Raw genomic sequence first — 25,783 nt, 5'->3', positions numbered from 1 at the left:
CGAGCCTAGAGCGGTGGTGTGCTCCTCGCGGCAGAGCGCACGACGAACCAGGCGGCGACTGCGGCGATGGCGGCGGCCACGGTCATCGTGACGGCCATCGTCATCGCCGTGCTGCCGCCGATGCCCGCCGCGATCGGCGCGAGCACCGGACCGAAGAAGAACGTCGAGACGCCGAGCAGGGCTGACGCCGTCCCCGCGCGCGTGGCGTGGTGATCGAGGGCGAGCGTCTGGCCGTTGGGTCCGCTCAGTCCCGCACACAGCATGAAGCCGACGAGCGCGGCCATGACGCCCCAGACGCCGGTTCCGAGGGCTGCGAGCACGAGGAACGTCGTCGTGGCGAGCAACGTCGCAGTGATTCCGAGCAGATACACGCGCAGCGGACCGAGCCGCCGCACGACGAGCCGACTCGTCTGGCTGCCGATGATGTTGGCGAGCGCGCCGCAGGCGAAGGCGAGGCTGAACGACTGCGGGCTGAGCCCGAACTCGTCCTGCAGCACAAAAGACGACATCGACAGGTAGGTGAAGAAGGCCACCCCACCGGCGGCGCCCGCACACAGCACGGCGACGAACAGACGGTCGCGCAGAACGGCTCCCGTGTGCCCCTGAAGCTCGCGGATGCCCCCGCCGTGCCGTTCGCTCGCATCGAGCGTCTCGGGAAGTCCGAAGACGACGAGCAGCAGCAGGGCCGCCCCGATTCCGGTCAGCACCCAGAAGATTCCACGCCAGTCCATGAAGTGCGCGAGCTGCCCGCCGAGGATCGGCGCGATGATCGGTGCGGTTCCGGAGACAAGGAACAATAGCGACAGCATCCGCGACAGTTCAGCGCCTTCGAACTGGTCGCGCGCGATGGCCAGGCAGATCACGATGCCCGCGGCGCCAGCGAGGCCCTGCAGGGAGCGTGCGACCAGCAGCACCTCGATCGTCGGTGCGAGAGCGCACAGTGCGGAGAGCAGCGCGAAGGCCGCGACGCCGATCAGCAACGGTGGCCGCCGGCCGAACCGGTCGCTCAGGGGGCCTGCGACGAGCTGCCCGAGGCCGAGTCCGATCATGCACGCCGACATCGTGACCTGGCCAAGCGCCTCACTCGTCCCCAGGGACTCTGCAAGGTGCGGCAGCAGCGGCAGGTACAGATCCATCGACAGCGGCCCGAACGCCTCCAGCAGGCCCAGCACGAGCATCGCCCGCAGCGTGCTCATCTTTCGTCGCGTCGGCGCCGCGCTGACGGGACTCATTCGTCGAGGCGCAGTACGCGCCAGAGCCAGCTCTCGCGGGCGTCGGATGCGGCCTTCGAGACGATCGCGTCGGGGGAGAAGCCGGAGAACCCGTGATACCCGCCCGCCCACACGTGCAGCTCGGCCTGCCCGCCCGCGGCCCAGATGCGCGACGCGTAGATCGTCGCCTCATCGCGGAAGGTCTCGGCGGCGCCGACCTCGATGAAGGCCGGCGCAAGGCCGCTGAGGTCGCTCGCACGCGCCGGGGAGGCATAGGGGGAGACGCGGTCGGTGAACCGGTCAGCTCCCACGATCGCATCCCACGCGGTGTCGTTGTTGTTCCGGTCCCAGGCACCAAAGCCGTCGTACTGCCGTGCGGACACCGTCTCGTTGCGGTCGTCGAGCATCGGACACCCGAGCAGCTGACCGGCGAGAGCCGGCCCGCCCCGGTCGCGACTCATCAGCGCGACGGCGGCGGAGAGCCCACCGCCCGCGCTCATTCCCGACGCGATGATGCGGGTGGGGTCGATGCCGAGCTCCTCGGCGTGCGCCACCATCCAGACGAGGGCGGCGTAGCAGTCCTCCGCCTGTGCGGGGCCGGGATGCTCCGGCGCAAGGCGGTATTCCACGGCGACGCCGACGACGCCGTGCCGTTCGGCGAGGTCGATGATCTCGCCGGTGCCGAAGAAGCGGGTGCCGAGTACCATCCCGCCGCCGTGGATCGAGAGGACAGCAGGGGCAGGGCCTGACCGCGGCACGGCGGGGCGCACGATCGTGATGTCGAGAGCGGGAGCTCCCGAGAGACCCGGGATCGTGCGGTTCTCCCAGGTCACGGGTCGCCCCGCGATCTGCGCCTCGATCGGGGGGATGATCGTTGCAAAGTGCTCGCGGTTGGCGTGGATCGTGTCGGCGCGCAACGGAATGGTCTCGACGAGGGAGACGAACGCGTCGAGTCCGGCGATGAGCTCCGGGTCGTACGGCACCGCGGGCGGTGCGGATGCGGTCGCGGAGCCGGTCATGATGCGCTGCCGAGGCCGAAGGTGCGGCGCAGCCACGAGGAGCGTGCGGCGAGCGCTGCCCGGGTGATCTCGGCATCCGGCATGTACATGTCGAAGCCGTGCGCGCCGCCGCCCCAGACATGGAGCTCGGCCTGACTGCCGGCGGCCCACAGGCGCAGCGCGTACTCGGTGTCTTCATCGCGAAAGACCTCGGCCTCGCCGACCTCGATGAACGCCGAGGGCAGGTTCGAGAGATCCGTCGCCCGACTCGGTGCCGCGTAGGCGGGAGCATCCGTGCTGAAGGCGAGCTCTTCGCCGAGCACGCACTCCCAGGCCAGTAGGTTGAGCGAGCGCAGCCAGGTGCCGATGCCGTCGTACTGGTAGCTCGACACGGTCGAGTTGGTGTTGTCGATCATGGGGCACAGCAGCAGCTGACCGGCCATGACGGGGCCCTTGCGATCACGGGCCATGAGAGCGACCGCGGCAGAGAGTCCGCCTCCGGCGCTGCCGCCGCCGACGATGATGCGGGTGGGGTCAATTCCCAGATCGGCGGCGTTCTCGGCGAGCCAGACGAAGCCCGCGTAGCAGTCCTCGACACCGGCGGGGAAGGGATCCTCCGGAGCGAGACGGTACTCGACGGTCACGCCGACGACGCCGAGTTCATCGACGATGTCGACGACGCGGCCCGTCTCCCAGCTGCGGTGGCCCACGATCATGCCGCCGCCGTGGATGTTGTAGTAGGCCGGAAGGGCCTCGTCCTCGTGCCCGCGGGGTCGGAAGATCGTGATCTCGATGTCCGGTGCGCCCGCAGGGCCGGGAATCACCCGGTCCTCCCAGTCGATCGCGCGACCGGCGATCACGGTGTCGTTGTCGGGGAACATCCGGTCGGTGCCCTCGCGCGGCAGCGCCTCGCGGGTCAGAGGAGGCTGCGGGTTCTTGGCGATCTCGTCGAGCACGGCCTGTACCTCGGGGTCGAAGGGCACAGGGGTGATCGTGGGGTGGCCGGCGGCGGTGGCGGTCATGCGTTCTCCTTGTGAAAGGGGATGGGTGGGAGGTCAGGGGCCTTCGGGGTCGACGATGTCGCGGTCGGCCCAGAACGGTTCGACGAGACGGCGCAGCTCGGCGGCGCCGACGCGGTCGACGAGGGCCGCCGCATCGAGGTTGGCGTGCAGCTGCTCCACGCTGGATGCGCCGAAGAGCGTGGTCGTCAGCGCCGGATGCGTGAGCGTGAAGGCGAGGCCGAGCTGGGCGGGGCTCACGTCGAGTGATGCAGCCAGGTCTGCGAATGCGGGAACGTCATCGATGATGCGCTGCCGGATGCCACCGGGGTCGCGTCCGATCTCGCGTGCGCCGTTCACCTTGCCGGCGAGAACGCCGCCCTCCAGGCAGTCGGACGCCTGCAGGGTGAGTCCCTGCTCCCAGAGTCGGGCGAAGGGTGTGCCGTCCGGGATCGAGCGGCGCGAGACGCTGTACTTCAGCTGCGCGATCTGCGGACCGGCAACGCCCTCCGCCGCGGCGATGTCGATCAGACGCTGGATGTTCGTCGCCGACCAGTTGTTCACGCCCCAGGCGCGGATGAGCCCCGACTCGGCGAGCCCTGCGAGATCCAGCACGAGATCGCGGAGGTCGAGGTCATCGCGACGCAGATCGCCGAGGATGACGAGATCGGCGTGCTCCGTGCCGACGCGCATCAGAGCATGTTCCAGCTGCGGGCGGAAGCCGTCGTCGCCGAACGCCTCCAGCCAGAGCTTCGACGAGAGCAGCCACTCGTCGCGGGCGAGCCCGGCGGCGCGCACCATCGCGGAGAAGATCACGTCCGTGAACACGGGCGGCATGCCCGGAGCGGCATACACGCCGACATCGAAGAGGTTCACGCCACGGTCGACGGCGTCGCGCAGCATCCGCACCGCCTCGGCGAAATCCATGCGGTCATAGGTGTGCCAGGAACCCAGAGAGAACAGCGAGGCGTGCACGCCGCTGCGGCCGATCTCGCGCAGCGGCAGGGAGGTGACGGCGGTCATGAGGAGACCTTTCGAGAGAGGCGGGGGTCGATGACGGCCTTGACCTCGTCGAGGTGGTCCATGTGCACGAGCTTCTCGGATGCTTCGTCAAGGCCAACCGGCGCGCTGAAGAGGTCATCCCAGGGAAAGCGGTCCGCGAAGGCCGAGAAGAAGTCGATGGCGCGGGAGTAGTCCGAGATGTCGCCGTTGAGGGAGCCCACGATCGTGAGCTCCTTGCCCATGACCGCGCTCAGCGGGAAGACATCCCCGACAGGTCCGGTGGATCCGACCACCACGATCGTGCCGCGCTGGGCGGCCATGCCCACGGCATCAGGGCCGACGCTCGGGGCGCCCGCGAAGTCGAAGACGTAGTCTGCACCCGTGCCGCCGGTGAGTTCCATGACCTGCTCGACGACCGGCCCCTCGCGGAAGTCGACGGTCGCGTCGGCGCCGAAGCGCGCGGCGAGCTGCAGGCGTGCGGCGGGGGCGCCGACCGTGATGACCTGCCCGGCACCGGCGATGCTCGCGACGGCCGTGGCGAAGATCCCGAGTGCACCGGAGCCCTGGATCACGACCTTCGCGCCGGGGCGGATGCGTCCGGCGCGCTCGAAGGAGCGCAGCACGGTCTTGGCGGCGCATCCGGCCATCGACGCCCAGGTGTCCTTGATGTTCGCGGGGAGGAGCAGCTTGGCGGCGCCCGGCGTCACATAGGCGTACTCCGAGAGGCCGGCGGTCGCGAACGGCGGCACGTCGGCGCGCTGCAGGAAGCCGTAGCCGCGGCGGGAGCAGGCGACGGGTTCGCGCAGCACGACGCAGCCGTGGCATTCACCGCACGTCGATTCCGACCAGCCGATGCGGTCGCCGGGGGAGAGCGGCCGGCTGAGCGCATCGCGGGTGTCCGGTCCGGTCGCCACGATCTCGCCGACCATCTCGTGGCCGAGCACCATGGGGAGCATCCCGGGGAACGTCATCTTGCCCGACCAGATCTCGATGTCGGTGCCGCAGAGCGTGGTGCAGGCGATGCGCACGAGCGCGGCTCCCGGCTCGATCTCTGTGGGAAGGGGAAGGTCCTGCAGTGTCAGCGGCTCGTGGTGCGAGGTCAGGACAGCGGCGCGGGTGTGGGTGGGGAGAGTCATCGATCGTCCTTTCAGACCAGGAGCTGTCCGCCATCGACCGGTACGGAGACTCCGGTGATGTGGCTGGCGGCGTCGCTCGCGAGGAAGAGCACAAGAGGGGTCACCTGATCGATCTCGGCGATCGACCCCAGGGGGATGCGAGACTCCCACGCCGCGCGGGCATCGGGGTTCTCGGCGAACGCCGCCGTCAGCGGAGTCATCACGGGTCCGGGGGCGACGGCGTTCACCCGCACCCCGCGACCGGCGAGTTCGATCGCCGCGGTGCGGGTGAGCGCGTCGACCGCGGCCTTGGTCGCCTCATAGTGCCCGAGACCCGGCGTGGGCTGGCGGGCGCCGATGGAGGAGATGTTCACGATCGTGCCGCGCCCCTGTGCGGCGAGCAGGCGGCCGAAGGTGCGCAGCATCAGGAACGTGCCGCGGATGTTCACGCGCAGAGCCGCATCGACGGCGTCGACCGAGACCTCCTGCAGGGTGCCTCCTCCCGCGACGACGCCCGCGTTGTTCACGAGGATGTCGAGTCCGCCGGCGTCGGCGATCTGGGCGGCGGCCGCGGCGACGGATGCTTCGTCTCCGATGTCGAGTGCGAGCGCGGTGGCGCCGATCTCCTCGGCGACGGCGGCTGCAGCGTCCGCGTTGACATCGCCGATGTAGACCTCGTCGCCCAGGGCGCGGAAGGCCTGCGCGATGCCCTCGCCGAGACCGGAGGCGGCTCCGGTCACCAAGACGCGACGGGGTGTGCGGGGGGCTGTGATGGGGGTCATCTTCTCGTCCTCTCTGACGACAAGTCCGTTATATTCTACAAACATAGAAAAACACAAGCGCGGAGTTTCACCGACCTGAACCCGGCGAAGCCGAGCTGACCAGACGAAGGAGTCTTCATGAGCACGCCCGCCCCCGCACGCACCCTCGACGGGCACGCGCCCGTTCCACCGCTCGCGCTCGGTTCGTGGAACACCTGGGACCGCATGTCCCGAGACGAGGCGGTCGCGCTCATCCGTCGCGCGGCGGAACTCGACGCCGCCTTCTTCGACGTTGCCTACTACAACATGGGGCCGCACGCCGAGAACTCGAAGACCGACATTCTCTTCGGTGAAGCCCTGCGTGACAGCGGGGTGGCGCGCTCCGAGATCGTGCTCTGCGGAAAGCTCTGGCTCTGGGACTGGCCGAACCAGAGTTTCCGTGCCCAGCTCCTCGAAAGCCTGGAGCGCGCGGGTCTCGATCGCTTCGACACGCTCGTCGTCGGCGACTACATGGACGCCCCCGCCATCCCGCAGCTGATCCAGGACATCAATGCGCTGATCGACGAGGGACTCGTCGACAGCTGGGGCATCAACAACTGGCGTATCGAACACACCCAGGGGGCGCTCGCTGAAGCGGCGGTGCAGGGTGCGGTCGGGCCGAGCTTCGCTCAGCTCAAGTACGGGATCGCGCGTCGATCGATGGCAGAGGGGGATGTCTATGGTCCGCTCTTTGCAGACGGCACGCTGCGCCTGCAGGCCTCGGATGTCTTCGAGGGCGGGATCCTCGCCGGAAAGCTCACGCCCGAGCGGAAGATCGGTGCAGACGTCGGCGGGATCCGCGAGCAGATCGTGGCGATCTACCCCGAGGTGCAGCGCGTGGCTGCGGAGTTCGGTGTCACGCCGGCCGCGCTCGGCATCGCCTTCTGCCTCACGCACCCCGCCACGGCGAATGTGCTGTTCGGTGCCTCGCGCGTCGCGCAGCTGGAGGAGAACCACGCAGCGCTGGCCCTGGCGGCTGAGCACGGCCCGGCCGTGCGTGCCGCGCTCATGGAATGCTGGGTCGACCGCGACGTGCGGGCGGACGGGACGTGGTGATCATGAGTGACGCGACACAGGATGCGTATCGCCACTTTCGCGGGCACGTGGGGGAGTTCACCTCCGATTCCGAGCCGTTCTGGCCGCAGCCTCCTGTGGCTCGCGAAGGTGCCCCGAACGTCATCGTGATGCTGGTCGACGACCTCGGCTTCAGCGATCTCGGACCGTTCGGGAGCGAGATCGATACCCCCCACATCAACGCACTCGCCGCCGAGGGCTGGGTGTTCACCGACTACCGCACGGCGCCGCTGTGCTCGCCGGCGCGTGCCTCGCTGCTCACCGGGCTCAACCCGCACCGCGCGGGATTCGGTCTCGTCGCGCACACCGACCCCGGATACCCCGGCTTCGCCTGCGCACTCCCTGAGGACGCAGCCACCCTCGCGGAGTCTCTGCGCGCCGGGGGATACGCCACCCTCATGGTCGGCAAGTGGCACCTCACCGCCGACTCGCGCCTGCATGACGGTGCCGATCGCTCGTCGTGGCCGCTGCAACGTGGATTCGACCGCTACTTCGGCAGCATGGACGGCTTCACGTCACTGCATCATCCGCATCGGCTGGTGCGCGACAACTCCGTCGTCGATGTGCGCGAGTTCCCCGAGGGCTACTTCCTCGGCGATCAGCTCGTCGACGAGGCGATCGCGATGATCGACGACGTGCGCGTCAACGGCGGCCGTCGACCGTTCTTCCTCTACTTCGCGCATACCGCCGTGCATGGGCCCGTGCAGGCGAAGCCGGTCGACATCGCCAAGTACCGCGGACGCTATGAGGCGGGGTGGAACGTGCTGCGCGAGGAGCGGTTCGCCCGACAGCGAGAGCGTGGGATCGTGTCATCGGATGCCGCGCTACCCACAGGCGTGCTCGCCGACGAGTCGCTCGTGCCCGAGTGGGACACCCTGTCTGACGAGGAGCGCGCACTGTTCGCCCGGCACATGGAGGTGTACGCGGCCGCCGTCGACGAGGTCGATCAGAGCGTCGGGCGGCTGCGTGCGCATCTCGAGAAGCTCGGCGAGAGCGAGAACACGATCATCGTGATCGCGAGCGACAACGGCGGAACCGCTGAGGGAGGTCCGCGCGGAACTCGCAGCTACTTCTCGCAGTTCGGGCGCATGGGCGCCGACCCCGAGGGGTGGGTGCGCGACGTTCCGCGCGATATCGACCTGATCGGCGGGCCGCGCATGTTCAATCACTACCCGACGGGCTGGGCGCGCGTGTCGAACACCCCGTTCCGCGCGTTCAAGGGGTCGCTCCTCGAGGGTGGGGTGCATGCGCCGCTGATTCTCTCGTGGCCAGCGGCGGGGGAAGGGCGCGGAGGCGGGCTGCGCCACCAGTCGGTGTTCGTCTCCGACCTCGCCCCGACCATCCTCGAACTCACCGGCACGGCGCCGCTCGCCGAACGGGCCGGACGTCCGACGGTCGCCCCTGACGGCCAGAGCATCGCCGTGCTGCTCAGGGATCCCGACGGGCCGGGTCGCGACGAGCAGTTCTTCGAGTGCTTCGGTGCCCGCTCGCTGCTGCAGGGTGGACGCAAGGCCGTCTCGACGCGACCGCCCACGCGTGCTGAGGGCGCCGCGGGCGGCGCGTGGCAGCTGTACGACCTCGATGCCGACCCGACGGAGACCGTCGATCTCGCGGCATCCCATCCGGACGAGGTCGCCCGCATGGCGGATCGCTGGCGCGCGGAGGCCTGGCGCAATGGCGTGTTTCCGCTGGACGACGACGGATCGCTGCACCGCGTGCGCCCCGCGACGGAGCGCGCTTTCGCGGAACCGGTGGTCGTGCCGTCGGGGCGACCACCGCTCGAGCGCTATCGTTCCGCGGCGCTGACGGTGCTGCGCTCATTCACGGTGGAAATCGATGTGACGGTCGGCGTCGCCGATGGTGTTCTCGTCGCTCATGGTGATCAGGGCGGCGGGTATCTCGTCGCGATCGATGCGGGTGCGCCGCTGCTGGTGTACAACGCCTACGGTGACATGCATCGCGCGCGCGGGGCGACGCTCGCGGCGGGGGAGCGTCGGCTCGTCTTGCGGGTGGACGAGCTCCCCGACCTGCGGTGGAGCCTGACCCTCGAGGCCGACGACGTGCCGGTGGCGCGCATTCCGCGAGTTCCGATGCTGCTGGGGATGGCGCCGTTCACCGGCATCAGCGTCGGCTACGACTACGGAGGGCCGGTCGATTGGGATCTCCACGAGAGACACCGCTCTTACCCGTTCGCCGGTCCGCTCTCGGTGCGCTATGTCCCGGGTCAGCGATCCTCGCATGACGTGACAGAGCTCCGGGAGATCGACCAGGCCGCGGCGCGGATCGCTGACTGACGACCGAAGCTCTGCGCGCTGAGACAAGGCGCGTGCGTCCCCGGCACAGGTACCCGAGAATGCGAGCGATTTGTGTCTTGCGCTCATTTTCCACATGTGTAGACTAACCAGCACGACACATCGAAGTGACGTCGGAACCGGACCTCTGGAACGGTGGCGAGTCGCTTCGACCCTTCTTCACCACCTCCCTGCACCCGAGAGAAGGAACCATGAAACGCACCACCCTGGCGATCGGCGCCGCACTGGCCGCCACGCTCGCACTCACCAGCTGCTCCGGCGCCGCAACGCCTGGCCCGACCGACGGCGGCGGCGGCGCAAGCGGCCCCGAAGCACTCAACATCGGGAACTTCCTCGACATCACGTCGTGGGATCCGGCCCTCGCCGACATCGGCTTCGACGGCCCCTACCTCTCGGCCGTGTACGACACGCTGATCGCCCTCGATGCCGAGGGCAACCCGATCCCGTCGCTCGCGACCGGATGGACCGTCGCTGATGACGACCTGTCGATCGAGCTCGACATCCGCACCGACGCGGTCTTCAGCGACGGAACCCCCGTCGATGTCGACGCGGTGCTCACGAGCCTCGAGTACCTGAAGGATGGCGCGCGATCCGGCGAGGCCTACACCAACGTCGCGTCCTTCGAGAAGGTCGACGACGACACGCTCACGATCAACCTCACGCAGCGTGACGACACGATTCTGTACTTCATGGGCCTCGGACGCAGCTACGTCGCATCGCCGGCCTCCATCGAAGCCGGAACCCTCGGTGCCGAGCCGATCGGATCCGGACCGTACGTGCTCGATGCGACCACCAGCGTCCCCGGCGCCGAATACCACTTCACGAAGGTCGCCGAGCACTGGGACGCGGAGACCTACGACTTCGCCGAGCTCGCGATCTTCCCGATCATGGACGCCACGGCACGTCACAACGCGATGCTCAGCGGCCAGATCAACGTGCAGTACGGCGATGTCGCCAACCTGGCGCAGGCCGAAGAGCAGAAGTGGAACGTCGCACAGCGTGTCTCGGGCTGGGCGGGCTTGGTCATCACCGATCACACCGGCGCGAAGAGCGAACCGCTCGGCAAGCTCGAGGTGCGTCAGGCGCTGAACTACGCCTTCGACGGCGCTGCGATCCTCGCCGCTGTCGGCGCGGGTGCCGGAGTCGCGACCAACCAGGTGTTCCCTGACGGTGGCACCATCAACGACCCGGCGCTCAACGACCGCTTCGCATTCAACATGGCCAAGGCCAAGGAACTGCTCGCCGAGGCCGGATACCCGAACGGCTTCGAGATCACGATGCCGATGTCGCCCATCTTCGAGATGTGGAAGCCGTCGGCCGAGCAGACGCTCACCGAACTGGGTGTCACCGTGACCTGGGACAACATGCAGATGCAGGACTACCAGCTGAACGCGCCGAACTACCCCATGTTCATCTCCTTCCTCGCGATGGACGGCAACGAGGTCGCCACGGTCGCCCGCCAGGTCACCAGCGTGCAGTGGTACAACCCGAACCCGGACTGGGCATCGAACGAGGTGCTCAAGCCCCTCGTGGAGAAGGTGCAGTCCGAGCGCGGCGACGCCCAGACGGCGGCAGTCGCCGAACTCAACGAAGCCCTCGTCGACCAGGCATGGTGGTCGGTCTGGTACCAGGCGAACAACATCTACTACACCGCGGAAGGCGTGCAGCTGCAGCCGGTCGTGGGCATGATGTTCCCGACCCTGCGATACATCACCCAGGGCTGAACTCCGACCAGGGCGGATGCTCGGTACCCGCGAGCATCCGCCCTCTCCCACTCATCTCCCCCTCCCCAGACCCGAGAGGTCCCTCCCATGCTGATGTTCACGGCGAAGCGGGTGCTGTCCGGCATCCTCCTGCTCGTCGCGGTCTCGATCGGAACCTTCTTCCTCGCGCATCTCGCGATCAGCGATCCGACCGCCTCGCTCCTCGGCACGACCGCCACGCCCGCACAGCAGGAGGCACTCGCTGCCAAGATCGGGATCGACCGCCCGCTGCTCGTGCAGTTCGGCGACTGGATCTCGCATGCGGTGCTGCTGGACTTCGGCAACTCCTGGCGGAATTTCCAGCCGGTGTCCGCACAGCTCGCACTGAAGGTGCCCGTGACGCTGTCGGTCGTCACATTCGCCACTCTCATCACCGCGATCGTCGGCGTGGTCTTCGGGATGGTCACGGGTCTTCGCCCCGGCACCTGGTTCGACCGCATCCTGAAGGGCGTCTCCGTCGTCCTCTTCGCGCTCCCCGGATTCTGGGTGAGCCTGGTGCTGGTGATGTGGTTCGCCGTGCAGCTCAAATGGTTCCCGGCTGTCGGATACGTCACGCCGATGCAGTCGGTGGACGGATGGCTGCGCTCGATCACCCTCCCCGCGGTCTCGCTGGCGCTCGGCGGTATCGTCGCCGTCTCGGAGCAGCTGCGCAACGCCGTGATCGCGCAGAGCGGTCAGGACTGGGTGCGCACGCTGCGCAGCCGCGGCCTGTCGAGCACGCGTGTCAACCTGCACATCCTGCGCAATGCGTCTCCCGCGGCCCTCACCGTCATCGCCCTGATGTTCGTCGGGTTGCTGTCGGGGGCGATCGTCGTCGAGCAGATCTTCAGCCTTCCCGGCCTCGGCCAGCTCACGAACCAGTCCTCGCAGAACGGTGACATTCCGATGCTGCTCGGGATCACCGTGATCTCTGTGATCTTCGTCGTGCTCATCAACCTCCTGCTCGACCTCGTGCTCGGCTGGATCAACCCGAAGGTGCGTGTCGCATGACCACGACCGACATCCGCGTCGCCTACGACAAGGCCGCGCAGAAGCGGCGCTCCAGCCTCTTCCGGCGATTCCTGCGCCACCCCGGCGGCATCATCCCGCTCGTGATCTTCACGCTCATCGTGCTGGTCGGCGTCTTCGCGCCGCTCCTGGCGCCGATGGACCCGAACTTCGTCGACCTGGCGGCAGCGAAGGCGCCGCCGAGCCCCGAGCATCTCCTCGGCGCCGACTCGACGGGCCGCGACATCCTGAGCCGCCTCATCCACGGCACGACGACCACACTGTGGGGCGCCCTCATCACGATCGTCACCGCACTCGCGATCGGCGTGCCCGCCGGCATCGCCTCCGGCTACTTCGGCGGGGTCTTCGACCGGATCGCCACGTGGATCAGCGATGCGCTCCAGTCGATCCCCGGGATGATCATTCTGCTCGTGGTCGCCGCCGGCAGCCGCAACAACTTCGTCGTCCTGATGGCGACGGTCGGCGTCTTCATGGTGCCGGGGTACTTCCGCATCTCGCGGTCGACCACGATGGCGGTCCGCGGCGAGGCCTACATCGATGCCGCCCGCGTCTCGGGGCTGTCTGACGCGCGAATCATCTTCCGGCACATCATCAAGGCCGTGTATCCGCCGGTCATCATCCAGACCGCACTCACCGCGGGTATCGCGATGGGCATGCAGGCGGGCCTGCAGTTCCTCGGCATCGGCGACTCGAATGTGCCGAGCTGGGGCGCGATGATGCTCGAGGGCTTCCGCCTCATGCTCACCTACCCCCTCATGCTGCTCTGGCCGTCGGTCGCGCTCGGACTCACGATCGCGGTGCTCGCCATCATGGGATCCACGCTCGCCGAGCTCGTGCAGGTGCGCACGCCGCGCCTCAGCCGCCGGGAGCGCGCGCAGGCTCTTGCTGCCGCCCATGCCGAGACAGCGCTGCCGGCGACCGGAACGGTCCGGCACGTCGCGGCGGAGTCCGCGCTGCGGGTAGAGAACCTCCGTGTCAGCTATGCGACACCGACCGGGACCACAGAGGTCGTGCACGGCGTGACCCTCGACGTCGCGCCCGGCGAGGTCGTCGGCATCGTCGGCGAGTCCGGGTCCGGCAAGTCGCAGACGGTCTTCTCGGTGCTCAACCTGCTTCCGGCGACGGGCACGGCCAGCGCGGATGCGCTGTGGGTGAGCGGTCGCGATGTCACGACGGCGAGCCTGGCGGAACGCCGGGCGCTGCTCGGACGGGAGATCGGCTATGTTCCGCAGGAGCCGATGAGCAACCTCGATCCGTCGTACACGATCGGTCACCAGCTCATCGAGCCGCTGCGACGTACCCACGGCATGAGCAAGGCGGATGCCAAGGCCCGGGCGGTCGCGATGCTGGCGCGCGTCGGACTCACCGACCCGGTCCGCGTGATGCGCAGCTACCCGCACCAGATCTCCGGCGGCATGGCGCAGCGTGTGCTGATCGCCGGCGCGATCGCGGGGAAGCCTTCGATCCTCGTCGCGGATGAGCCGACCACAGCGCTCGACGTCACTGTGCAGGCCGAGGTTCTCGAACTGCTGCGCGAGCTGCAGGCCGAGTACGGGATGGCCCTGTTGATCGTCACCCACAACTTCGGTGTTGTCGCCGATGTCTGCGACCGGGTCATCGTGATGCGCGGGGGCGAGATCATCGAATCCGGTGCGGTCGATGAGCTCTTCGCGGCCCCTGCCGATCCCTACACCCGCGAGCTCATCGCCGCATCGCTCGATGATGCGGACGGGCGCGCAGAACTCGACGCGAAGGCGCAGAATCCGAAGGCAGAGGTTACGGCATGAACGCGCTCCTCGAAGTGAACGACCTCGTCCTCGACTACGGCCGTGGGCGCACCGCGTTTCGCGCGCTGCACGGTGTCTCGCTTGAGATCGCTCCGGGGGAGTGCCTCGGCCTGGTCGGTGAATCCGGCTCGGGCAAGTCGACGCTCGGAAAGGCGATTCTCGGACTCGCGCCCACGACGGCCGGATCGATCCGCTTCGACGGCGCGGAGATCAGCGGACTGGGGCGCCGAGGGCGCAGGGCGCTGGCCGACGACATCCAGGTGGTGTTCCAGGATCCCTACGGGTCGCTGAACCCCGCCATGACGATCGGCGACATCCTCTCCGAGCCGCTTCTGACCAGCGGCCTGACGGCCAAGGACGCGGACGTGCGTGTGCGAGAGATGCTCGACCGCGTGCGGCTGCCCGCCACCGCGATGGAGCGGTACCCGAGCGAGTTCTCCGGCGGACAGCGTCAGCGCGTCGCCATCGCGAGGGCACTCGTGCGGCGCCCTCGTCTGATCGTCTGCGATGAGCCGGTCAGCGCGCTCGATCTCACGACGCAGGCCACGATCCTCGATCTGTTCATCGAGTTGCAGCGCGACACCGGTGTCTCGTACCTGTTCGTCTCGCACGATCTCGGCGTCGTGCGCCGCGTATGCCACCGGGTTGCGGTGATGTACCGCGGCGAGATCGTCGAGACCGGTGAGGGGGAGCAGGTGACGCGAGCTCCGCAGCATCCGTACTCGGAACGCCTTCGCCTGGCGTCGCCCGTCGCCGACCCCATCACTCAGCGCCAGCGCCGCGCCCAGTGGCTCGCTCTTCGTGAGGTCGCCGATGCACCGGTACGGTAGCAGGCAACGGCTGCACGCCGCCTTCCCGGTGGCACAACTCGAGCGCGCAACACCGGCGGAAGGAAGCCATGCCGAAGATCATCGATCACGACGAGCGTCGACGGGAGATCGTCGAGGTCGCGAAGCGGATCATCCTCAAGGGCGGCTTCGAAGCGGCGACGATGCGCAGCATCGCGGCGGAGGCCGGCTTCGCGAACGGTGCTCTCAAGCACTACTTCCCGGGCAAGGAGAGCATCGTCGCGGCGACGTTCGAGACGATCCTCGCGCAGATGTCCGAGGGCGTGCAGGATGCCGGGTCCACGCCGGAGCGCGCCGAGGATGCTCTGCGTGGCTTCCTGGAGGCGACGGTTCCGCGTACGGTCGAGCAGATCTCGGCGGGGCGCGTGCTGCTGGCGCTCTGGGAATACGCGATGGCGAACGAGGCGCTGGCCGATCTCTACCGCAGTCACCTGGGCTCCTGGCGCGCTTCGCTGATCGCGCGAATGGAAGCGGCGCACGACGAGGGCGCGATCCGCGCGCAGGATTTCGGCGCGATGGCGAACGAGTACATCTCGGTCGCGGTCGGTGCAACCGTCATCAACCTCATGTACCCGGACGGCGAGCGGATCGCCGACTATCAGGCCTATATCGACCAGTTCCTGGCGCGTCTTCGCTGACGACGGCGCGCCCCTCTCGAAAGGTTGGCGCGCGATGACAGCGGATTCTCTTCATGTTCACACCCGCGAGGGTGCGGGGCGTCCCGTGGTGTTCCTGCACGGGTTCGCTTCGCACGGTGGCGCGGACTGGCCGGACGACACGTGGGACGCGCCGCTGGCGGCGCGGGATCAGCCGCGGGTCGTGATCGATCTGCCGGGCCACGGGGAGAGCGCGGGCTTCGGCGTCGAGCCGGCCCCGCAGGTGCTCGACCGTCTGGCGGCGGCGATCGAAGACGCCTGTGGCGATGCCGAGGTCGATCTCGTGGGCTACTCGCTGGGTGCGCGGCTCGCATGGGATCTCGCGGCGCACCCGTCGGTGAAGGTGCGTCGTGTGGTTCTCGGCGGGTTGAGCGCGGGTGAGCCGTTCTCCTTCGTCGATGTCGAGGGCGCGCGCCGCGCGGTGCGGACCGGCGACTCCGTCGCCGACCCACTGACGGGCATGATCGTGGGTATGGCGTGCCTTCCGGGCAATCGTCCGCACGCTCTGTTCGACGTTGTCGAGGGGCTCGGCGGCTCGCCCTTCGACCCCCAGCAGCATCCTGTCGCGCAGCCGACGCTGCTGATCGGTGGTGACGCCGACGCGATGGCCGCCGGGATCGACGATCTCGCCGCACTCCTGCCCGATGCGGGTGTGCAGCGGGTGCCCGGTGATCACCTGGCCGCGCTCCGCTCGCCGGAGTTCGTCGCTGCGACCCTCGGTTTCCTCGACGCGGACTAGTCCCATGTGGATTCTCTGCCGGGGATTCTCCTTCTCTGAAATTCCTACGCTCGTAGAAATACGTGTTCCTCTGCGCACCGTGCGCACCCTCACGAAAGGCACTTCCCATGACGAACCCCACAGCCCCCGACGCGTCCCGCATCCTGGACATCGCGACGGGCTACATGGCGTCCAAGCAGTTGTTCGAAGCGAGCCGGATCGGACTCTTCGCCGCGATCGCTGATGGTGCCGACACTGTCGACGCCATCGCCGCCCGCACGGGTGTCTCCCCGCGCATCGCGCACATCCTTGCGGACGCGATGGCCGCGAAGGGGCTGCTCACGCGCGCCGACGGGCGCTACACCGTGGAGCCGGATGCGGCCGCCTACCTGACCGGGGATGCTGCCGAGATCGATCTCGCGCCCTTCATGGTCTTCCTGAACGAGATCAGCTACCCGCACTGGCTGCAGTTCTCGCACACGGTCGACACGACCGAGCCGGGAAAGCTGGAGATGGATGAGGCCCGCTGGGGCACGTTCATGGCCGGCGTCATGACCTACAACCAGGTGCACGCCGAGCAGTTCGGTCACCTCGTGGACGTCGCCGGCGCCACGCGCGCTCTGGACTTCGGCGGGCTCACTGCCGAGTTCGCTCTCTCTGCCATGCGCAAGAACCCGGAGCTGCACACGACCTTCGTGTACGCCGAGGGCTTCGAAGGAGGAGTCAGCGACGCCGTCGCAGCGACCGGGATGGCCGACCGGGCCGTCGTCACCACCGGAGACACGGCGACCGCGACGCCCGAGGGTGAATACGACGTCGTCTTCGCCAACCACGTGATCCACCGCTTCTCGGCGGAGGAGAACGCGCAGATCTTCCGCAACCTGCGCGCCGCAGCGGTCGACGGCGCGACGCTCACCGTGCTCGACTTCTTCCTCGACGACGACGCCGAGCAGCGCGCACTCGACGCGGTGCACGCGGGGGAGTACCTCGTGATCGACGGCACGGTCGTCTACCCCGAGTCGCAGGTGCGCGGCTGGCTCACCGATGCAGGCTGGGCCGTCCAGGAGAAGGTCGCGCTTCCGGGCAGCCCGCGCGTGCTCGTCGCTACGGCGGTCTGAAAGAGGCTCGCGAGGGCGGTGATCGATGCCACCCTCGCTGCAGGACTGGTCCGAGGGGGATCAGAGGCGGGCGGCTCGCGTGAACGGGCCGCCCGCCGCCTTCATGGACGCGACGCGGGCAGATCGCGCGCGAGCATCCCGTAGATGAAGGTGTCGGTGTACTCGCCCTTGCAGTACAGGTCTTCGATCAGATGGGCCTCCCGTCGAAAGCCGAGGCGTTGGGCCAGGTGCGCGCTGGCATCGTTACGAGCATCCATCTGCGCGGCGACGCGGTGCACGCCGAGATGCATGAACGCGTGACGGAGCAGCGCGCCGGCCGCCTCCGTCGCAAACCCCTGGCCGGCGTGCTCGGGGTCGATCACCCAGCCGATCTCCGCCTGCCGGTGCGGCACATCCGTCAGCCAGAGCGCCAGATCGCCGAGGTAGCGCCCCTGTATGTCGGAGATCACGACGGAGAGGGAATGCGGCTCGCCTTGGAGGTCTCGGCGAGCCATGCGCTTCGCCAGCCGCTCTGCGGTCTGCTCGGCGGTCCAGGGCTCCTCGAGAAGGTAGCGCGCCACGTCCGGGCGGCTGTACACGCGCAGGAGGTCGTTCGCGTCATCCGCCTCGTGAAAGCGCAAGCGGAGTCGTTCGGTCTGCGGCAGAAGGTGCTCGTCGCTCATAGAGCGACTGTAGACACTCCTGCTTCCGGAGGGGAGGGGTGTCAGGGTGCGGCGGCGTAGACCGTGCGGCCGTCCACGATCGTGCGCGCGACGCGGATGGATGCCGCGGCGCGGCCCGGCTCGATGATGTCCTCATCCAGCACGGTGATGTCCGCGACTTTTCCGAGGCCGAGCGTCCCCTTCCACGCGGAGGCTCCGTCCTGCTCGGCGGCGCTCACGGTCATGCGGTGCAGCAATGCCTCGCGCGTGGCCGTGTCGTCGCGACCGACCAGCGCGATCGATGCGTCGATGCTCGTGCGCCAGTCGGGGCTCGCGATCGGGGCATCGCTCGTGATCGTCGTCAGAACTCCGGTCTCGAGCATGGCGTCGAGCGGCCAGGCGAGGGCCGTGCGTTCGGCCCCGAGCTGCATGCCCGCCCAGGCGTGGGTGTGGTCAGCGATGAGGGGCTGCACGGCGAAGCCGGCGCCGAGCTCTCGCATCCGCTGGAGCTGCTTGTGCGTGGCGAGGTCTCCGTGCACGACGTAGTGAGGCCCACTCGGTGGCGGGGCATCGGTCACGGTTTCGAGCGCTCGGATGAACTCGTCGATCGAGCGGTCGCCGGTCGCGTGCACGGCAACTTGAAGCCCCTGCTGCGCTGCCTGAATGACCATCGTGCGGAAAGCCGTGAGGGGGTCTGTGCTTCCCCGCGTCAGAAGCTCGCCCGAGGTCCCGTCCGTGTAGGGTTCGTGCACCCAGGCGGTGGCCATGGGGGGAATGCCGTCGGCGAAGATCTTCACGCCGGAGACCGAGAGCCATCGCGCGTCGGTGGCGGGCGCGGGAAGGCCGATGCCGCGTTCGAAATCGTCGAGCACGCTCTCGCCGTCGATGGTTCCGAACAGTCGCAGCAGTGTCACGCGTGAGGTCTGCGCCCCTTCGCGGTGCAGGTCGACGTAGGTCTGGAGCATCGCGGAGCCGAAGCATCCGGTCTCGCCCTCGTCTTCGCCGGGCCCGATCCCGGGTTCCGTGTAGCTCGTGATGCCGTGCTCGGCGAGGAGGCGCCAGGCGCTCTGGAGTGCGCGGCGGCGGTCGAGGTCATCGTGCAGGAGGCGGCCGGTGGGCTGTTCCTCCGCGGGGGTGTCCGAGAAGAAGAGGTGGGGCCATCGAGCACCGAGCCAGGCCGCGTGCAGATGGGCGTCATTGATGCCGGGGATGGCCGTACGGCCGTCGAGGTCGACGATCTCGCGGGCCGCCAGCGCGCTGACGTCGGGACCGTGCGCGATGATGCGGCCCTCGCGCACGGCGATGGCGTCCACGAGGGGCGCGCTCGCGTCGAAAGTGCGGATGCGTCCGCCGCGGAGGATCAGGTCGGCAACGTCGCCGGAAGAATGCTCGCTCATTATTCCACCAGTGTAGACGAAACAGGTGAGAGGAAGCGAGCTTCGACGTGCGCGCATTTTCGCGCAGGAATCGCGCATTTTCACGAATGCGCAGGGCGCGCGATTCTTTGCACGCCAGAGCCCCGGTTTTCGCGCGGCGGGACGATTTAGTCCACGTACCCTGTATCCGGGCGAACCGCCTCCCCGCGCCGAGAGCGCGGAGCACCACCATCATGCAAGGACGCACATGAACGATTTCGCGGCACACCGCGATGACTGGATGGCCAGGGAAGAGCTCGCCGAGCGGATGATCCCGCTCGTCGGAAGCCTCACCCGCGAACGAGACGTCGTCACATCCCTGCACGGGCACCGGCTGCTCGGGCTCTCCACGACCGGCATCCTCGAGGTCCACGAGCGTGTCGAGGCGCTCGGGCATCGTGAGGTGGACCTCGTCGACACTCTCGCCGTGCTCGAAGCCGTGCGCGCGATCGGCCCCGGCGCGTCCTCGATCGACATCGCCCGCCTCGTCGAAGGCCACGCCGCCAGCGGTGAGGATCTCGACACCTACCTGCGGCGAGAACTCGCCCCCGCCATGGAGTCTCAGCCGGGTGAACCCACCGACGTCGTGCTCTACGGGTTCGGGCGGATCGGGCGGCTGCTCGCCCGCATCCTCATCGCTCACACCGGGGGCGGCAACGGCTTGCGCCTGCGGGCGATCGTCGTGCGTCGAGGATCCGACAACGATCTCGTCAAGCGCGCCTCGCTGCTGCTGCGGGACTCGGTGCACGGCCGCTTCGAGGGCAACGTCGAGGTGGACGAAGACGCGTCGCAGATCATCGCGAACGGCACCCGTATCCAGGTCATCTACTCGGATGACCCCGCCTCGATCGACTACACCGCCCACGGCATCCGCGAGGCGATCGTCGTCGACAACACGGGCCGCTGGCGTGACGAAGACGGCCTGAGTCAGCACCTCGCCTCCACGGGTGTCGCGCGGGTTCTGCTGACCGCACCGGGCAAGGGCGCGCTGAAGAACATCGTGCACGGCATCAACGACGCGACCATCACTCCCGAGGACCGCATCCTCTCCGCCGCATCGTGCACCACCAACGCGATCACCCCGGTTCTCAAGGCTGTCGATGAGGCCTACGGAATCGTGCGCGGACACGTCGAGACGGTGCACTCGTTCACGAACGACCAGAACCTCATCGACAACTTCCACAAGGGAGACCGCCGCGGACGCTCGGCCGTGCTCAACATGGTCATCGCCGAGACCGGAGCGGCGAAGGCGGTGGCCCGTGCACTGCCTGAGCTGGCCGGCAAACTCACCGGGTCTGCGATCCGCGTGCCCACCCCGGACGTGTCCCTCGCCGTGCTGCACCTCACCCTGGAGCGCCCCGCCGAGAAGGAGCAGCTCAACGACTACCTGCGCCGGGTCTCGCTGCACTCGAAGCTGCGCCAGCAGATCGACTACGTCGAATCTCCCGAGGTCGTCTCCACGGACTTCGTCGGCTCCCACCGTGCCGGAATCGTCGACGGTCTCGCCACGATCGCGACCGACAACGACGTCGTGCTCTACGTCTGGTACGACAACGAATACGGCTACTCGTGCCAGGTCGTTCGCGTGCTGGAGGTCATGGCCGGGTCGCATCCGGTCGTGCTCCCCACGCGCCGCGAGGTGACACTGCACTACTGACCTTCGGGTCCCACAGCTCGCCGGGTCCCTCCTGTCTCGGCGAATCGGGGCGCTGTGCGTGGTTCTGTAACGGCCGGAACCACCACAGCGCTCCTTCTTCTCTGCGGGCCGATCGTCGCAGAGGATAGGACGCATGAGCATCCGCGCCGAGCGTCTTCGATCCCACCGGCTCACCGCTCCCGCACCCACCCCGGTCGAGGCGGCATCGCACATGCTCGCGGTGCAGAGCCAAGAGTTCTGGGGCGGACGCTGGGCGCTTGCCGCCCGCACCCGCGGAGCGCCGACGCTCCGTGACATCGATGCGGAGTTCGCGCGGGGCGAGCTCGTGCGCGCCTGGACGATGCGCGGGACGCTGCACATCATCCCCGCCCAGGACCTCGCGTGGGTGCTCCAGGTCACCGGACCGCGTCAGCGACAGCAAGCCGCAGGGCGGGAGCGGCAGCTCGGGATCGACGCGGACGTGCTCGCACGTTCCGAGAGGGCGCTGCGCCACGCGATCGATGACGGGATGCACGGACCCGGGCTTACCCGCGACGAGGCCTTCGCGGTGCTGGAGCGCATCGGCATCGATCCGCGTGCACAGCGCGGAATCCATATTCTCGGCGCCCTCACCGTGAACGGTGTGCTCTGTCAGGGGCCGGTCGTTCCCCGTTCCGACGGGGTCGCGCGGGAGCAGGTGCATGTGCTCGTGGACAGGTGGATCGCCGCCTCCGCGCCGCCGGACGACCCGCTCGCGGAGCTCTTCCGCCGCTACATCCGGGGACACGGGTCGGCCACGGCAGAGGACTTCGCCTGGTGGGCGGGGCTCACGCTGTCGCAGGCGAGGGAGGCCGCAGCGCGCGCAGCATCCGACCTCATCGAGGTGTCGGAGGGGCGCTTCTCCTCGGCCGAGCACCCTCGCCGAGTCGCCGGCGCACCCCGCGTGCTGGCGCTGCCGCCGTTCGACGAGTACTACATCTCCTATGTGGACCGCGGCGTCGTGGCCGATCCCGATGCTCGCGCCGCCGTCGGCCCCGGCGCGAATGGCATGGTGAGACCCGTGATCGTCGCCGACGGGAAGGTCATCGGTGTGTGGAAGCACTCGACAGCCATCGGGCGGCACGCGGATGCTCCACAGCCGGAGCTCTTCGACTCGAAGGCCGCGACGACCGAGGAGATCGACGCGGCCCTCTCGCGCTACGCGCGCTTCATCACCGGCTGAGGCGGATCACTCGCCCGCATGGCGGTCGAGGAAGGTGTAGACCTCGTTGTCATCGACCCCGGGGAAGGCGCCACGGGGGAGCGGCGAGAACATGTGCGTGTGCACCCGGGCGCTCGGCCAGGCCCGACCCTTCCAACGATCCGTGGCATCCGCGGGAGGGCGACGGCAGCACGACTCATCCGGGCAGTGCGACACGGCACGCTCGGAGGTCTCGCGTCCACGCCACCAGCGGCTGTCGTCGAAGGCCACACCGACCGTCACGGAGAATTCGCCCTCGCCCGAGGACCCGGTCTGCGTGGAGCTCCAGTATGTGCCGCCCGGGGTGTCCACGTACTGGTGGTGCTCGGTCGTGCGGTTCTGCTGCGTGAACGCCTGTCGGGCGGAGAAGTGACGGCAGACGCGCTGTCCTTCGATCGATCCCGTGACATCCATGGGCAGGGGGATGCCGTCGTTCTCGTACACACGGGTGATCGCACCCGTCGCATCCACGCGCAGGAAGTGCAGCTGCATGCCCAGGTGCTCGGTCATGAGGTTGGTCATGCGCATGCCGGCACCCTCGTGCGTCACGCCGAAGGCGTCGCGGAAGTCTTCCACCGCAAGGTTGCGATCCTTCTTCGCCTGCTGCAGGAACGATACCGCGGCGGTCTCGGGCATGAGACAGCATGCGGCGTAGTAGTTGATCTCGAGGCGCTGCTGCAGGAAGTCCGCGTAGTCGGTCGGCGGCGTGTGGCCGAGAAGGCGGTGTGCCATCGCCTGCAGTGCCATCGAGCGCAGCCCATGGCCGCCGGGGATCGACGCGGGCGGCAGATAGATGCGGCCGTTCTCGAGGTCGGTGACCGAACGCGTTGAGTGCGGAAGGTCATTGACGTAGAGCAGCTCGAAGCCCAGCTGCTCGGCCATGATGCTCACCGTGCGGTGCGAGAGCGCGCCGGACGTGTGTCCGGCCGCCTTCAGCTGCTTCTCCGCCAGACGCTCGATCTCGGGCAGGTAGTTGCCCCGCTCGCGCATCCGGATGCGCAGCTCGGTGTTCGCGCGGCGCGCCTCCTCCGGGGTCGCGATGGCCTCGCGCTCACGCCGGAGGAGCTCACGGTGCAGTCCGAGGATCGACTCGATCGTCTCGTCACTCATCCCCTTGGACACGCGCACCGGCGCGATGCCGAGCTGGCGGAACACGGATCCGGCCTGCGCGCGCTCCAGTTCGATCTCCAGTGCCGCCCGCCGATTCGGCGGCTCACCGGAGATGAGGTCGGTCACCTCGGTGTCGGTGGCGAGGGCGATCGCCTGGAGCAGGGAGAGCTTCGGCTCGCGTTTCCCGTTCTCGATCAGGCTCAGCTGGCTGCCGGCGACACCGACGGTGGCGCCGAGCTCGTCGAGTGTCAGTCCGCGCGCAAGACGGTGATGACGGATGCGGTGTCCCAGCGTGCTGAGTTCGAGTCCGGAGGTGCTCATTCCTTGATCATATCGAAAGAACAGTGATTCTTATAGTCGATTTCGTCGGAAAAGATGTGAAAATGCGACGCAGAATGGTCACAACACCCCGTCCCTTCCAAAGGAGCAGACATGGCAATCGCCGAGACCTTCGCCCCGCACACCCCGGCCGCGATGCCGTTGCGCAGCTTTGGCACGGCTCCGGCGTATGACACGCCTGCCATGGCCGAGCTCGTCGCCTGGGTCGACGAGATCGCCGCGCTCACGCAGCCCGCTGCCATCCACTGGGTCGGTGGATCGCGTGCCGAGAACGACGCACTGCTGCGCACGCTGGTCGACGAAGGCAAGCTCATCAAGCTCAATCCCGAGTGGCGACCCGGTTCGTACCTCGCCCGCTCGCACCCGAGTGATGTCGCGCGCACCGAGAGCCGCACCTTCATCGCCTCCGAGAAGGAAGAGGACGCTGGTCCCACCAACAACTGGGAGGATCCCGCCGATGCCCGTGCGCAGATCGGCGAGCTCTTCGAGGGCTCGATGCGCGGTCGCACGATGTACGTCGTTCCGTTCTCCATGGGCCCCGTCGGGGGCGCGCTCTCGCACATCGGCGTGCAGGTGACGGACAGCGCCTACGCCGTGGCATCCATCGGCATCATGACCCGCGTCGGCGACGCCGTCACCCGCCAGATCGCAGAAGGCGCGCCGTGGGTGCGCACCGTGCACTCGGTGGGCGCACCGCTGGCGCCGAGCCAGACTGATGTCGAATGGCCGTGCAACGACAACAAGTACATCGTGCACTTCCCCGAGACGCTCGAGGTCTACTCCTTCGGCTCCGGCTACGGCGGCAACGCGATCCTCGCGAAGAAGTGCTTCGCGCTGCGCATCGCCTCGGTCATCGCTCGCGACGAGGGATGGCTCGCCGAGCACATGCTGCTGATCCGTGTCGTGAGCCCGGAGGGCAAGGCCTACCATGTGGCGGGCGCGTTCCCGTCGGCGTGCGGCAAGACCAACCTCGCGATGCTGCGCCCGACGATCCCGGGATGGTCGGTCGAGACCCTCGGCGACGACATCGCCTGGATCCGCCCGGGCGAGGACGGACGCCTGCGCGCGATCAACCCCGAAGCCGGATTCTTCGGCGTCGCACCCGGCACGGGCGAGTCGACCAACGTCACAGCGGTCGAGACGCTCTGGGGCAACACGATCTTCACGAACGTGGCGCTGCGCCCGGACGGCGACGTGTGGTGGGAGGGCCTGACAGACGAGGCCCCCGCCGAGCTCATCGACTGGGAGGGCAAAGCGTGGACGCCGGATTCCGGCCGCCCGGCCGCCCACCCGAACTCGCGCTTCACGGTTCCGGCTGCGCAGTGCCCGCAGATCGCGGACGACTGGGAGTCGCCGGACGGTGTTCCGCTCGATGTGATCCTCTTCGGTGGGCGTCGTGCGACGAACGTTCCGCTCGTCGTCGAGGCCACCGACTGGACGCACGGCGTCTTCCTCGGCGCGACCATCTCGTCGGAGCGCACGGCCGCGGCCGAGGGCACGCTGGGAGAGCTGCGCCGCGACCCCTTCGCGATGCTGCCGTTCTGCGGCTACAACATGGGTGACTACTTCGCGCACTGGCTCAAGGTGGGACGCTCGCTGCGCTTCGACCGTGCACCCCGCGTGTTCCAGGTGAACTGGTTCCGTCGTGGCGCTGACGGGCGATTCCTGTGGCCGGGCTTCGGAGACAACTCGCGTGTGATCGACTGGATCATTCGCCGCATCGAGGGCAAGGTCACCGCGATCGAGAGCCCGATCGGCCGTCTGCCGCGCATCGAGGACCTCAACCTCGAGGGCGCCGATGTGACGCAGGCCGACCTCGAAGAGCTGTTCGACGTCGATCCGCAGGCATGGCAGCGCGAGGCTGACTCCACCGAAGAGTTCTTCGCCACCTTCGGTGCCAAGCTCCCGCCGGCGCTCAACGCCGAACTGGCCTCGCTGCGCTACCGCCTCGAAAAGGCGTAGTCGGCAACACAAGACCCGCGACGGCGGGATGT

At 68.4% G+C, this 25,783-nt stretch carries 21 protein-coding genes; 12 read left to right on the top strand and 9 right to left on the bottom strand.

The window, feature by feature from the left end; all coding sequences use genetic code 11:
- Positions 1 to 5 precede the first annotated feature (5 nt).
- From AC1REM_RS14790 to AC1REM_RS14765, 6 genes are read right to left on the bottom strand one after another with little or no spacing between them, the layout of a single operon-like run.
- Complete coding sequence (locus AC1REM_RS14790) at positions 6 to 1,196, bottom strand: multidrug effflux MFS transporter (RefSeq protein WP_492515294.1); 1,191 nt, start codon at positions 1,194 to 1,196, stop codon at positions 6 to 8.
- Between the two features lie 32 nt (positions 1,197 to 1,228).
- Positions 1,229 to 2,230, bottom strand: coding sequence for an alpha/beta hydrolase (locus AC1REM_RS14785; RefSeq protein WP_492515293.1), 1,002 nt, complete (start codon positions 2,228 to 2,230; stop codon positions 1,229 to 1,231).
- On the bottom strand, positions 2,227 to 3,231 hold the full coding sequence (locus AC1REM_RS14780; protein ID WP_492515292.1) for an alpha/beta hydrolase: 1,005 nt from the start codon (positions 3,229 to 3,231) through the stop codon (positions 2,227 to 2,229). The genes AC1REM_RS14785 and AC1REM_RS14780 overlap by 4 nt, the downstream gene beginning before the upstream one ends.
- Positions 3,232 to 3,264: 33 nt before the next feature.
- Positions 3,265 to 4,230 carry an aldo/keto reductase gene (locus tag AC1REM_RS14775; protein WP_492515291.1) on the bottom strand — a complete coding sequence of 322 codons (966 nt, stop codon included), beginning with the start codon at positions 4,228 to 4,230 and terminating at the stop codon, positions 3,265 to 3,267.
- Entirely contained in the window at positions 4,227 to 5,345 is a 1,119-nt protein-coding gene (locus AC1REM_RS14770; RefSeq protein WP_492515290.1) for a zinc-binding dehydrogenase, read from the bottom strand. The genes AC1REM_RS14775 and AC1REM_RS14770 overlap by 4 nt, the downstream gene beginning before the upstream one ends.
- 11 nt (positions 5,346 to 5,356) lie before the next feature.
- Positions 5,357 to 6,106: an SDR family NAD(P)-dependent oxidoreductase gene (locus AC1REM_RS14765; RefSeq protein ID WP_492515289.1), complete on the bottom strand. Its 750-nt coding sequence runs from the start codon at positions 6,104 to 6,106 to the stop codon at positions 5,357 to 5,359.
- Between the two features lie 117 nt (positions 6,107 to 6,223).
- Here AC1REM_RS14765 and AC1REM_RS14760 point away from each other — a divergent pair, with 117 nt between their 5' ends.
- The 9 genes from AC1REM_RS14760 to AC1REM_RS14720 all read left to right on the top strand — a co-directional run bounded on the left by AC1REM_RS14760 (position 6,224) and on the right by AC1REM_RS14720 (position 17,408).
- Positions 6,224 to 7,180, top strand: coding sequence for an aldo/keto reductase (locus AC1REM_RS14760; protein WP_492515288.1), 957 nt, complete (start codon positions 6,224 to 6,226; stop codon positions 7,178 to 7,180).
- A gap of 2 nt (positions 7,181 to 7,182) precedes the next feature.
- Positions 7,183 to 9,492, top strand: a complete 2,310-nt coding sequence (locus tag AC1REM_RS14755; protein WP_492515287.1) for an arylsulfatase — start codon at positions 7,183 to 7,185, stop codon at positions 9,490 to 9,492.
- Between the two features lie 209 nt (positions 9,493 to 9,701).
- Positions 9,702 to 11,234: an ABC transporter substrate-binding protein gene (locus AC1REM_RS14750; protein ID WP_492515286.1), complete on the top strand. Its 1,533-nt coding sequence runs from the start codon at positions 9,702 to 9,704 to the stop codon at positions 11,232 to 11,234.
- 87 nt (positions 11,235 to 11,321) lie between these two features.
- Positions 11,322 to 12,263: an ABC transporter permease gene (locus tag AC1REM_RS14745; protein WP_492515285.1), complete on the top strand. Its 942-nt coding sequence runs from the start codon at positions 11,322 to 11,324 to the stop codon at positions 12,261 to 12,263.
- A complete protein-coding gene (locus AC1REM_RS14740; RefSeq protein ID WP_492515284.1) occupies positions 12,260 to 14,068 on the top strand; it encodes a dipeptide/oligopeptide/nickel ABC transporter permease/ATP-binding protein in 1,809 nt (602 codons plus the stop codon). Before AC1REM_RS14745 ends, AC1REM_RS14740 begins: the two co-directional genes overlap by 4 nt.
- Positions 14,065 to 14,898, top strand: coding sequence for an ATP-binding cassette domain-containing protein (locus AC1REM_RS14735; protein ID WP_492515283.1), 834 nt, complete (start codon positions 14,065 to 14,067; stop codon positions 14,896 to 14,898). The genes AC1REM_RS14740 and AC1REM_RS14735 overlap by 4 nt, the downstream gene beginning before the upstream one ends.
- A 68-nt stretch (positions 14,899 to 14,966) precedes the next feature.
- Entirely contained in the window at positions 14,967 to 15,554 is a 588-nt protein-coding gene (locus AC1REM_RS14730; protein WP_492515282.1) for a TetR/AcrR family transcriptional regulator, read from the top strand.
- Positions 15,555 to 15,588: 34 nt separating this feature from the next.
- Positions 15,589 to 16,311: an alpha/beta fold hydrolase gene (locus AC1REM_RS14725; protein ID WP_492515281.1), complete on the top strand. Its 723-nt coding sequence runs from the start codon at positions 15,589 to 15,591 to the stop codon at positions 16,309 to 16,311.
- Between the two features lie 107 nt (positions 16,312 to 16,418).
- Complete coding sequence (locus tag AC1REM_RS14720; RefSeq protein WP_492515280.1) at positions 16,419 to 17,408, top strand: methyltransferase family protein; 990 nt, start codon at positions 16,419 to 16,421, stop codon at positions 17,406 to 17,408.
- 101 nt (positions 17,409 to 17,509) lie between these two features.
- Here the strand turns inward: AC1REM_RS14720 and AC1REM_RS14715 are convergent, their stop codons facing one another.
- The gene (locus AC1REM_RS14715) at positions 17,510 to 18,070 is read right to left on the bottom strand and encodes a GNAT family N-acetyltransferase (RefSeq protein ID WP_492515279.1); all 561 of its coding nucleotides are present in this window, start codon (positions 18,068 to 18,070) and stop codon (positions 17,510 to 17,512) included.
- 41 nt (positions 18,071 to 18,111) lie between these two features.
- Positions 18,112 to 19,446 (bottom strand): amidohydrolase, encoded by a 1,335-nt coding sequence (locus AC1REM_RS14710; RefSeq protein ID WP_492515278.1) that lies wholly within the window; start codon positions 19,444 to 19,446, stop codon positions 18,112 to 18,114.
- Positions 19,447 to 19,672: 226 nt separating this feature from the next.
- Between AC1REM_RS14710 and AC1REM_RS14705 the strand changes: the two genes are divergently transcribed.
- Both AC1REM_RS14705 and AC1REM_RS14700 read left to right on the top strand, forming a co-directional pair.
- Positions 19,673 to 21,121 carry a glyceraldehyde-3-phosphate dehydrogenase gene (locus tag AC1REM_RS14705; protein ID WP_492515277.1) on the top strand — a complete coding sequence of 483 codons (1,449 nt, stop codon included), beginning with the start codon at positions 19,673 to 19,675 and terminating at the stop codon, positions 21,119 to 21,121.
- Between the two features lie 133 nt (positions 21,122 to 21,254).
- A complete protein-coding gene (locus tag AC1REM_RS14700; RefSeq protein ID WP_492515276.1) occupies positions 21,255 to 22,322 on the top strand; it encodes a winged helix DNA-binding domain-containing protein in 1,068 nt (355 codons plus the stop codon).
- Between the two features lie 6 nt (positions 22,323 to 22,328).
- Here the strand turns inward: AC1REM_RS14700 and AC1REM_RS14695 are convergent, their stop codons facing one another.
- The gene (locus AC1REM_RS14695; RefSeq protein ID WP_204937826.1) at positions 22,329 to 23,771 is read right to left on the bottom strand and encodes an XRE family transcriptional regulator; all 1,443 of its coding nucleotides are present in this window, start codon (positions 23,769 to 23,771) and stop codon (positions 22,329 to 22,331) included.
- 111 nt (positions 23,772 to 23,882) lie between these two features.
- On the opposite strand from AC1REM_RS14695, the gene AC1REM_RS14690 reads away from it, so the two are divergent.
- Positions 23,883 to 25,751 (top strand): phosphoenolpyruvate carboxykinase (GTP), encoded by a 1,869-nt coding sequence (locus tag AC1REM_RS14690; RefSeq protein WP_492515275.1) that lies wholly within the window; start codon positions 23,883 to 23,885, stop codon positions 25,749 to 25,751.
- The last annotated feature ends 32 nt before the right edge of the window (positions 25,752 to 25,783 follow it).

Source organism: Microbacterium sp. GW823-FHT02G05 (assembly GCF_058797175.1).
Note: the sequence above shows the minus strand (reverse complement) of the source record. Positions and strands in the feature narration are given on the sequence as shown.

Excerpts from the sequence above, each read along its gene's own strand:
- AC1REM_RS14790 (WP_492515294.1), bottom strand. The coding sequence starts at position 1,196 with ATGAGCACGCTGCGGGCGATGCTCGTGCTGGGCCTGCTGGAGGCGTTC.
- AC1REM_RS14785 (WP_492515293.1), bottom strand. The coding sequence starts at position 2,230 with ATGACCGGCTCCGCGACCGCATCCGCACCGCCCGCGGTGCCGTACGAC.
- AC1REM_RS14780 (WP_492515292.1), bottom strand. The coding sequence starts at position 3,231 with ATGACCGCCACCGCCGCCGGCCACCCCACGATCACCCCTGTGCCCTTC.
- AC1REM_RS14775 (WP_492515291.1), bottom strand. The coding sequence starts at position 4,230 with ATGACCGCCGTCACCTCCCTGCCGCTGCGCGAGATCGGCCGCAGCGGC.
- AC1REM_RS14770 (WP_492515290.1), bottom strand. The coding sequence starts at position 5,345 with ATGACTCTCCCCACCCACACCCGCGCCGCTGTCCTGACCTCGCACCAC.
- AC1REM_RS14765 (WP_492515289.1), bottom strand. The coding sequence starts at position 6,106 with ATGACCCCCATCACAGCCCCCCGCACACCCCGTCGCGTCTTGGTGACC.
- AC1REM_RS14760 (WP_492515288.1), top strand. The coding sequence starts at position 6,224 with ATGAGCACGCCCGCCCCCGCACGCACCCTCGACGGGCACGCGCCCGTT.
- AC1REM_RS14755 (WP_492515287.1), top strand. The coding sequence starts at position 7,183 with ATGAGTGACGCGACACAGGATGCGTATCGCCACTTTCGCGGGCACGTG.
- AC1REM_RS14750 (WP_492515286.1), top strand. The coding sequence starts at position 9,702 with ATGAAACGCACCACCCTGGCGATCGGCGCCGCACTGGCCGCCACGCTC.
- AC1REM_RS14745 (WP_492515285.1), top strand. The coding sequence starts at position 11,322 with ATGCTGATGTTCACGGCGAAGCGGGTGCTGTCCGGCATCCTCCTGCTC.
- AC1REM_RS14740 (WP_492515284.1), top strand. The coding sequence starts at position 12,260 with ATGACCACGACCGACATCCGCGTCGCCTACGACAAGGCCGCGCAGAAG.
- AC1REM_RS14735 (WP_492515283.1), top strand. The coding sequence starts at position 14,065 with ATGAACGCGCTCCTCGAAGTGAACGACCTCGTCCTCGACTACGGCCGT.
- AC1REM_RS14730 (WP_492515282.1), top strand. The coding sequence starts at position 14,967 with ATGCCGAAGATCATCGATCACGACGAGCGTCGACGGGAGATCGTCGAG.
- AC1REM_RS14725 (WP_492515281.1), top strand. The coding sequence starts at position 15,589 with ATGACAGCGGATTCTCTTCATGTTCACACCCGCGAGGGTGCGGGGCGT.
- AC1REM_RS14720 (WP_492515280.1), top strand. The coding sequence starts at position 16,419 with ATGACGAACCCCACAGCCCCCGACGCGTCCCGCATCCTGGACATCGCG.
- AC1REM_RS14715 (WP_492515279.1), bottom strand. The coding sequence starts at position 18,070 with ATGAGCGACGAGCACCTTCTGCCGCAGACCGAACGACTCCGCTTGCGC.
- AC1REM_RS14710 (WP_492515278.1), bottom strand. The coding sequence starts at position 19,446 with ATGAGCGAGCATTCTTCCGGCGACGTTGCCGACCTGATCCTCCGCGGC.
- AC1REM_RS14705 (WP_492515277.1), top strand. The coding sequence starts at position 19,673 with ATGAACGATTTCGCGGCACACCGCGATGACTGGATGGCCAGGGAAGAG.
- AC1REM_RS14700 (WP_492515276.1), top strand. The coding sequence starts at position 21,255 with ATGAGCATCCGCGCCGAGCGTCTTCGATCCCACCGGCTCACCGCTCCC.
- AC1REM_RS14695 (WP_204937826.1), bottom strand. The coding sequence starts at position 23,771 with ATGAGCACCTCCGGACTCGAACTCAGCACGCTGGGACACCGCATCCGT.
- AC1REM_RS14690 (WP_492515275.1), top strand. The coding sequence starts at position 23,883 with ATGGCAATCGCCGAGACCTTCGCCCCGCACACCCCGGCCGCGATGCCG.